The organism is Citrobacter sp. Cf116, assembly GCF_030336505.1.
Lineage (GTDB): Bacteria > Pseudomonadota > Gammaproteobacteria > Enterobacterales > Enterobacteriaceae > Citrobacter > Citrobacter freundii.
Genome location: NZ_JAOWEQ010000025.1, coordinates 19,258 through 27,137, shown reverse-complemented (window position 1 = coordinate 27,137; position 7,880 = coordinate 19,258). Strand labels below are relative to the sequence as shown.

Below are 7,880 nucleotides of genomic sequence, written 5' to 3'. Positions count from 1 at the left end.
CGTGGTATCACCATCAACACTTCTCACGTTGAATATGACACCCCGACTCGCCACTACGCACACGTAGACTGCCCGGGCCACGCCGACTATGTTAAAAACATGATCACCGGTGCTGCGCAGATGGACGGCGCGATCCTGGTTGTTGCTGCGACTGACGGCCCGATGCCGCAGACTCGTGAGCACATCCTGCTGGGTCGTCAGGTAGGCGTTCCGTACATCATCGTGTTCCTGAACAAATGCGACATGGTTGATGACGAAGAGCTGCTGGAACTGGTAGAAATGGAAGTTCGTGAACTTCTGTCTCAGTACGATTTCCCGGGCGACGACACTCCGATCGTTCGTGGTTCTGCTCTGAAAGCGCTGGAAGGCGAAGCAGAGTGGGAAGCGAAAATCATCGAACTGGCTGGCTTCCTGGATTCTTACATCCCAGAACCAGAGCGTGCGATTGACAAGCCGTTCCTGCTGCCTATCGAAGACGTATTCTCCATCTCCGGTCGTGGTACCGTTGTTACCGGTCGTGTAGAGCGCGGTATCATCAAAGTTGGTGAAGAAGTTGAAATCGTTGGTATCAAAGAGACTGCTAAGTCTACCTGTACTGGCGTTGAAATGTTCCGCAAACTGCTGGACGAAGGCCGTGCTGGTGAGAACGTTGGTGTTCTGCTGCGTGGTATCAAACGTGAAGAAATCGAACGTGGTCAGGTACTGGCTAAGCCGGGCTCTATCAAGCCGCACACCAAGTTCGAATCTGAAGTGTACATTCTGTCCAAAGACGAAGGCGGCCGTCATACTCCGTTCTTCAAAGGCTACCGTCCGCAGTTCTACTTCCGTACTACTGACGTGACTGGTATCATCGAACTGCCGGAAGGCGTAGAGATGGTAATGCCGGGCGACAACATCAAAATGGTTGTTACCCTGATCCACCCGATCGCGATGGACGACGGTCTGCGTTTCGCAATCCGTGAAGGCGGCCGTACTGTTGGTGCGGGCGTTGTTGCTAAAGTAATGAGCTAATTATTGATTAATTAGCTTTGAGCTTAAAAAGGGCGCTTCGGCGCCCTTTTTGCTGCCTGCAATTTAGTAGCTGTCATATTTATTCGCATTTTTTATTCATTCTCCCGCCGCGTAAATAGCGCTGTGCTATTGTAATCATAACTATTCTCATTTACACTTTGCGCAGAAATTGAACGGGAGCGATCATGTACGTTTGTTTGTGTAATGCGATAAGTGATAAAAAAATACGTCAGGCTGTTCGCCAGTTTCACCCTCAGTCCTTTCAGCAATTACGTAAATTTATTCCTGTAGGAAATCAATGCGGTAAGTGCATTCGTGCTGCCCGTGAAGTCATGCAGGATGAATTAACGCAAATGCCAGAATTTAAAGAGATCGCCTAAGTCACACTCTTTTTTTTGACATCCCTGTAGCCCCATCTACGCTCTAAGAGTGGAAGCGGAGGGACTATAAAATGAAAGGTGATGTTAAAATCATAAATTATCTCAATAAACTATTGGGAAATGAGCTTGTCGCGATCAACCAGTATTTTCTCCATGCTCGTATGTTTAAAAACTGGGGACTGACTCGCCTCAATGATGTTGAGTACCATGAATCTATCGATGAGATGAAACACGCTGATAAATATATCGAGCGTATTTTATTCTTAGAAGGGCTCCCGAACTTGCAGGATCTTGGCAAGTTGGGTATTGGCGAAGACGTTGAAGAGATGCTGCAATCCGATCTTCGACTCGAGTTGGATGGGGCGAAAGATCTGCGTGAAGCCATTGCCTATGCCGATAGCGTTCATGATTATGTCAGCCGGGACATGATGATCGAGATCCTGACTGAAGAAGAAGGGCATATTGACTGGCTCGAAACTGAGCTGGACCTGATTGCAAAACTTGGCTTGCAAAATTATCTGCAATCGCAAATTAAAGTCAGTGACTAACCGCCCTGTATCAGATTTACCCAGCCAATAACGAAACCCGCAGCCGCCAGATATGGCCCAAAAGGCAGCGGGTTTTTTAGCATCTGTCTCCCGTAACGGACGCAAGAAATCCCGGTGAGACAACATGCCATGCCCGTGGCAAGTAAAACCAACAGTGGCAATGATTCCCAGCGATGCCATGCGCCCAGTGCAGCAAGAAATTTGACGTCACCAAAGCCTAATCCTTCCTGTCGGCATATCAAACGATACCCCCAGTAGAACAAAGCAAATACCCCATAGCCCGCTACGGCACCCCAAAGCGCGTCGGATAACTGTGCAGGTCTGCAGCACTGATGATAAATAAGACCGCCCCACAAAAGAGGGCAGGTAAATTTGTCGGGCAGCAACCCGGTACGCAGGTCATGGACTAAGAGCAACCCTGATAGCGAAACATAAATCAGCAGAAAGGGGAGGTCGATGTACATGGGCAAATCTCATTTGGTAAAGAGTTTACCTTCGGGTAAGCCCGCCGGCCCTACAAGTCCGGGATGTGAGTTATGGATGCTCTCTTCCACGGAAAACGCGTTGCATCACAGGACATACAATCAGAGTGGAAGGAGGCCCGCATTTATGAACGAGTGATTAATTTCTACGCGGCACTTGCTTAAGACTGAGATTTACGTATAATGCGCGGGCTTGTCTAATATTGACAGCGGTTCGATATGAGCCACCGGTACTGCGAAAGCAATACCAGACAATGTTCCCAATCGGGGAACTCTGTAAGAACGGTTACACTCTCCCATCAATCGTAATGGGTTTGAGGAGTAACTATTTCGTCTATAAAATAATTGGAGCTCTGGTCTCATGCAGAACCAAAGAATCCGTATCCGTTTGAAAGCGTTTGATCATCGTCTGATCGATCAATCAACCGCGGAAATCGTCGAGACTGCCAAGCGCACTGGTGCGCAGGTTCGTGGTCCGATCCCGCTGCCGACCCGCAAAGAGCGTTTCACCGTTCTGATCTCCCCGCACGTCAACAAAGACGCGCGTGATCAGTACGAGATCCGTACTCACAAGCGTCTGGTTGACATCGTTGAGCCAACTGAAAAAACCGTTGATGCTCTGATGCGTCTGGACCTGGCTGCCGGTGTAGACGTGCAGATCAGCCTGGGTTAATCAGGTCATCGAGCGATTGAGAGGTTGATACAATGATTGGTTTAGTCGGTAAAAAAGTGGGTATGACCCGCATCTTCACTGAAGATGGCGTATCTATCCCAGTAACCGTTATCGAAGTTGAAGCAAACCGCGTTACTCAGGTTAAAGATCTGGCTAACGATGGCTATCGCGCTGTTCAGGTTACCACCGGTGCTAAAAAAGCTAACCGCGTAACTAAGCCGGAAGCTGGCCACTTTGCTAAAGCTGGCGTAGAAGCTGGCCGCGGCCTGTGGGAGTTCCGTCTGGCAGATGGTGAAGAATACACCGTTGGTCAGAACATTAGCGTTGAACTGTTTGCTGACGTTAAAAAAGTTGACGTAACCGGTACCTCTAAAGGTAAAGGTTTCGCTGGTACCGTTAAGCGCTGGAACTTCCGTACCCAGGACGCTACTCACGGTAACTCCTTGTCTCACCGCGTTCCGGGTTCTATCGGTCAGAACCAGACTCCGGGCAAAGTGTTCAAAGGCAAGAAAATGGCAGGTCAGCTGGGCAACGAACGTGTAACCGTTCAGAGCCTGGACGTAGTACGTGTTGACGCTGAGCGCAACCTGCTGCTGGTTAAAGGTGGTGTTCCGGGTGCGACCGGTTGCGACCTGATCGTTAAACCAGCTGTGAAGGCGTAAGGGGATAGCAATGGAATTAGTATTGAAAGACGCGCAGAGCGCGCTGACTGTTTCCGAAACTACCTTCGGTCGTGATTTCAACGAAGCGCTGGTTCACCAGGTTGTTGTTGCTTATGCAGCTGGTGCTCGTCAGGGTACTCGTGCTCAGAAGACTCGTGCTGAAGTAACTGGTTCAGGCAAAAAGCCGTGGCGCCAGAAAGGTACCGGCCGTGCGCGTTCAGGTTCTATCAAGAGCCCGATCTGGCGTTCAGGTGGCGTGACCTTCGCTGCTCGTCCACAGGACCACAGTCAAAAAGTTAACAAAAAGATGTACCGCGGCGCGCTGAAAAGCATTCTGTCCGAACTGGTACGTCAGGATCGTCTGATCGTTGTCGAATCATTCTCTGTAGAAGCGCCTAAAACTAAGCTGCTGGCACAGAAACTGAAAGACATGGCTCTGGAAGATGTGCTGATCATCACCGGTGAGCTGGACGAAAACCTGTTCCTGGCTGCGCGCAACCTGCACAAGGTTGACGTACGCGATGCAACTGGTATCGACCCGGTTAGCCTGATCGCCTTCGACAAAGTCGTAATGACTGCTGATGCTGTTAAGCAAGTTGAGGAGATGCTGGCATGATTCGTGAAGAACGTCTGCTGAAAGTGCTGCGCGCACCGCACGTTTCTGAAAAAGCGTCTACTGCGATGGAAAAAACTAACACCATCGTTCTCAAAGTTGCTAAAGACGCGACCAAAGCAGAAATCAAAGCTGCTGTGCAGAAACTGTTTGAAGTCGAAGTCGAAGTCGTTAACACCCTGGTAGTTAAAGGGAAAGTTAAACGTCACGGACAGCGTATCGGTCGTCGTAGCGACTGGAAAAAAGCTTACGTCACCCTGAAGGAAGGCCAGAATCTGGACTTCGTCGGCGGCGCTGAGTAAGTCGGAGGAGTAATACAATGGCAGTTGTTAAATGTAAACCGACATCTCCGGGTCGTCGCCACGTTGTTAAAGTGGTCAACCCAGAGCTGCACAAGGGCAAACCTTTTGCTCCGCTGGTTGAAAAAAACAGCAAATCCGGTGGTCGTAACAACAATGGCCGTATCACCACTCGTCACATCGGTGGTGGTCACAAGCAGGCTTATCGTATTGTTGACTTCAAACGCAACAAAGACGGTATCCCGGCAGTTGTTGAACGTCTTGAGTACGATCCGAACCGCTCCGCGAACATCGCGCTGGTTCTGTACAAAGACGGTGAACGCCGTTACATTCTGGCCCCTAAAGGCCTGAAAGCTGGCGACCAGATTCAGTCTGGCGTTGATGCTGCAATCAAAGCAGGTAACACCCTGCCGATGCGCAATATCCCGGTTGGTTCTACCGTTCATAACGTAGAAATGAAACCAGGTAAAGGCGGTCAGCTGGCACGTTCCGCTGGTACTTACGTTCAGATCGTTGCTCGTGATGGTGCTTATGTCACCCTGCGTCTGCGTTCTGGTGAAATGCGTAAAGTCGAAGCAGACTGCCGTGCAACTCTGGGCGAAGTTGGCAATGCTGAGCATATGCTGCGCGTTCTGGGTAAAGCAGGTGCTGCACGCTGGCGTGGTGTTCGTCCTACCGTTCGCGGTACTGCGATGAACCCAGTCGACCACCCACATGGTGGTGGTGAAGGTCGTAACTTTGGTAAGCACCCGGTAACTCCGTGGGGCGTTCAGACCAAAGGTAAGAAGACCCGCAGCAACAAGCGTACTGATAAATTCATCGTACGTCGCCGTAGCAAATAATTTTAGAGGATAAGCCATGCCACGTTCTCTCAAGAAAGGTCCTTTTATTGACCTGCACTTGCTGAAGAAGGTAGAGAAAGCGGTGGAAAGCGGAGACAAGAAGCCCCTGCGCACTTGGTCCCGTCGTTCAACGATCTTTCCTAACATGATCGGTTTGACCATCGCTGTCCATAATGGTCGTCAGCACGTTCCGGTATTTGTTTCCGACGAAATGGTCGGTCACAAACTGGGTGAATTCGCACCGACTCGTACTTATCGCGGCCACGCTGCTGATAAAAAAGCGAAGAAGAAATAAGGTAGGAGGAAGAGATGGAAACTTTAGCTCAACATCGCCATGCTCGTTCTTCTGCTCAGAAGGTTCGCCTTGTTGCAGACCTGATTCGCGGTAAGAAAGTGTCGCAGGCTCTGGATATTCTGACCTACACCAATAAGAAAGCGGCTGTACTGGTTAAGAAAGTCCTGGAATCTGCCATTGCTAACGCTGAACACAACGATGGCGCTGACATTGACGATCTGAAAGTTACGAAAATTTTCGTAGACGAAGGCCCGAGCATGAAGCGCATTATGCCGCGTGCAAAAGGTCGTGCAGATCGCATCCTGAAGCGCACCAGCCACATTACTGTGGTTGTGTCCGATCGCTGAGACTCTGGAGACTAGCAATGGGTCAGAAAGTACATCCTAATGGTATTCGCCTGGGTATTGTAAAACCATGGAACTCAACCTGGTTTGCGAACACCAAAGAATTCGCTGACAACCTGGACAGCGATTTTAAAGTACGTCAGTACCTGACTAAGGAACTGGCTAAAGCGTCTGTATCTCGTATCGTTATCGAGCGTCCGGCTAAGAGCATCCGTGTGACCATTCACACCGCTCGCCCGGGTATCGTTATCGGTAAGAAAGGCGAAGACGTAGAAAAACTGCGCAAAGTCGTAGCGGATATTGCTGGCGTTCCTGCTCAGATCAATATCGCCGAAGTGCGTAAGCCTGAACTGGACGCAAAATTGGTTGCTGACAGCATCACTTCTCAGCTGGAACGTCGTGTTATGTTCCGTCGTGCTATGAAGCGTGCTGTACAGAACGCAATGCGTCTGGGCGCTAAAGGTATCAAAGTTGAAGTTAGCGGCCGTCTGGGCGGCGCGGAAATCGCACGTACCGAATGGTACCGCGAAGGTCGCGTACCGCTGCACACTCTGCGTGCTGACATCGACTACAACACCTCTGAAGCGCACACCACTTACGGTGTAATCGGCGTTAAAGTGTGGATCTTCAAAGGCGAGATCCTGGGTGGTATGGCTGCTGTTGAACAACCGGAAAAACCGGCTGCTCAACCTAAAAAGCAGCAGCGTAAAGGCCGTAAATAAGGAGCGTCGCTGATGTTACAACCAAAGCGTACAAAATTCCGTAAAATGCACAAAGGCCGTAACCGCGGTCTGGCTGCTGGCGCGGATGTTAGCTTCGGCAGCTTCGGTCTGAAAGCTGTTGGCCGTGGTCGTCTGACTGCCCGTCAGATCGAAGCAGCACGTCGTGCTATGACCCGTGCAGTTAAGCGTCAAGGTAAGATCTGGATCCGTGTATTCCCGGACAAACCGATCACTGAAAAGCCGCTGGCAGTGCGTATGGGTAAAGGTAAAGGTAACGTGGAGTATTGGGTTGCCTTGATTCAGCCGGGTAAAGTCCTGTATGAAATGGACGGCGTACCGGAAGAGCTGGCCCGTGAAGCATTCAAGCTGGCAGCAGCGAAACTGCCGATTAAAACCACCTTTGTAACTAAGACGGTGATGTAATGAAAGCAAAAGAGCTGCGTGAGAAGAGTGTTGAAGAGCTGAACACCGAGCTGCTGAATCTGCTGCGTGAGCAGTTCAACCTGCGTATGCAGGCTGCAAGTGGCCAGCTGCAACAGTCTCACCTGTTGAAGCAAGTGCGTCGTGACGTCGCACGCGTTAAGACTTTACTGACTGAGAAGGCGGGTGCGTAATGACCGATAAAATCCGTACTCTGCAAGGTCGCGTTGTTAGCGATAAAATGGAGAAATCCATCGTTGTTGCTATCGAACGTTTTGTGAAACACCCGATCTACGGTAAATTCATTAAGCGTACGACCAAACTGCACGTACATGACGAGAACAACGAATGCGGTACTGGTGACGTGGTTGAAATCCGCGAATGCCGTCCGCTGTCCAAGACTAAGTCCTGGACGCTGGTTCGCGTTGTAGAGAAAGCCGTTCTGTAATACAGTAGGCATTCTCAACGAATAAACGGCTCAGCGATGAGCCGTTTATTTTTTCTACCCATATCGTTGAAGCGGTGTTATAATGCCGCGCCCCCGATATGGGGCTTTTTTAACGACCTGATTTTCGGGTCTCAGTAGTAG

General features: G+C 50.2%; 15 protein-coding genes. 14 read left to right on the top strand and 1 reads right to left on the bottom strand.

Translation table 11 applies throughout. The features are described 5' to 3' along the window. The 3 genes from tuf to bfr all read left to right on the top strand — a co-directional run. On the top strand, positions 1–1,011 hold a 1,011-nt coding region (gene tuf / locus OGV74_RS03445; RefSeq protein WP_286520325.1), incomplete at its 5' end, for an elongation factor Tu. A 185-nt stretch (positions 1,012–1,196) separates the two neighbouring features. Beyond that, on the top strand, positions 1,197–1,391 hold the full coding sequence (bfd, locus tag OGV74_RS03440) for a bacterioferritin-associated ferredoxin (RefSeq protein WP_003031111.1): 195 nt from the start codon (positions 1,197–1,199) through the stop codon (positions 1,389–1,391). Positions 1,392–1,462: 71 nt separating this feature from the next. Next, positions 1,463–1,939, top strand: coding sequence for a bacterioferritin (gene bfr / locus OGV74_RS03435; RefSeq protein ID WP_003031113.1), 477 nt, complete (start codon positions 1,463–1,465; stop codon positions 1,937–1,939). On the opposite strand, the gene OGV74_RS03430 is transcribed toward bfr, so the two are convergent. Next, on the bottom strand, positions 1,936–2,403 hold the full coding sequence (locus tag OGV74_RS03430) for a prepilin peptidase (protein WP_049002893.1): 468 nt from the start codon (positions 2,401–2,403) through the stop codon (positions 1,936–1,938). The genes bfr and OGV74_RS03430 overlap by 4 nt on opposite strands. Positions 2,404–2,782: 379 nt before the next feature. On the opposite strand from OGV74_RS03430, the gene rpsJ reads away from it, so the two are divergent. Genes rpsJ through rpsQ form a run of 11 tightly spaced genes read left to right on the top strand, consistent with a single transcriptional unit; the run spans position 2,783 to position 7,739 of the window. Next, positions 2,783–3,094, top strand: a complete 312-nt coding sequence (gene rpsJ / locus OGV74_RS03425; RefSeq protein WP_001181005.1) for a 30S ribosomal protein S10 — start codon at positions 2,783–2,785, stop codon at positions 3,092–3,094. A 32-nt stretch (positions 3,095–3,126) separates the two neighbouring features. Further along, positions 3,127–3,756, top strand: coding sequence for a 50S ribosomal protein L3 (gene rplC, locus OGV74_RS03420; protein WP_003031117.1), 630 nt, complete (start codon positions 3,127–3,129; stop codon positions 3,754–3,756). A 10-nt stretch (positions 3,757–3,766) separates the two neighbouring features. Beyond that, positions 3,767–4,372: a 50S ribosomal protein L4 gene (gene rplD, locus OGV74_RS03415; RefSeq protein ID WP_003031119.1), complete on the top strand. Its 606-nt coding sequence runs from the start codon at positions 3,767–3,769 to the stop codon at positions 4,370–4,372. Further along, positions 4,369–4,671 carry a 50S ribosomal protein L23 gene (gene rplW / locus OGV74_RS03410; RefSeq protein WP_000617546.1) on the top strand — a complete coding sequence of 101 codons (303 nt, stop codon included), beginning with the start codon at positions 4,369–4,371 and terminating at the stop codon, positions 4,669–4,671. Before rplD ends, rplW begins: the two co-directional genes overlap by 4 nt. Before the next feature lie 17 nt (positions 4,672–4,688). Continuing rightward, the gene (gene rplB / locus OGV74_RS03405) at positions 4,689–5,510 is read left to right on the top strand and encodes a 50S ribosomal protein L2 (protein ID WP_000301869.1); all 822 of its coding nucleotides are present in this window, start codon (positions 4,689–4,691) and stop codon (positions 5,508–5,510) included. 16 nt (positions 5,511–5,526) lie between these two features. Then, complete coding sequence (gene rpsS, locus OGV74_RS03400) at positions 5,527–5,805, top strand: 30S ribosomal protein S19 (protein ID WP_001138115.1); 279 nt, start codon at positions 5,527–5,529, stop codon at positions 5,803–5,805. Positions 5,806–5,819: 14 nt separating this feature from the next. Next, complete coding sequence (rplV, locus tag OGV74_RS03395) at positions 5,820–6,152, top strand: 50S ribosomal protein L22 (RefSeq protein WP_000448832.1); 333 nt, start codon at positions 5,820–5,822, stop codon at positions 6,150–6,152. A 17-nt stretch (positions 6,153–6,169) separates the two neighbouring features. Then, on the top strand, positions 6,170–6,871 hold the full coding sequence (rpsC, locus tag OGV74_RS03390) for a 30S ribosomal protein S3 (protein ID WP_000529945.1): 702 nt from the start codon (positions 6,170–6,172) through the stop codon (positions 6,869–6,871). A 12-nt stretch (positions 6,872–6,883) separates the two neighbouring features. Further along, the gene (gene rplP, locus OGV74_RS03385) at positions 6,884–7,294 is read left to right on the top strand and encodes a 50S ribosomal protein L16 (protein WP_000941208.1); all 411 of its coding nucleotides are present in this window, start codon (positions 6,884–6,886) and stop codon (positions 7,292–7,294) included. Further along, positions 7,294–7,485: a 50S ribosomal protein L29 gene (gene rpmC, locus OGV74_RS03380; RefSeq protein WP_000644742.1), complete on the top strand. Its 192-nt coding sequence runs from the start codon at positions 7,294–7,296 to the stop codon at positions 7,483–7,485. Before rplP ends, rpmC begins: the two co-directional genes overlap by 1 nt. Continuing rightward, entirely contained in the window at positions 7,485–7,739 is a 255-nt protein-coding gene (gene rpsQ, locus OGV74_RS03375; RefSeq protein ID WP_003031120.1) for a 30S ribosomal protein S17, read from the top strand. Before rpmC ends, rpsQ begins: the two co-directional genes overlap by 1 nt. Positions 7,740–7,880 lie beyond the last annotated feature (141 nt).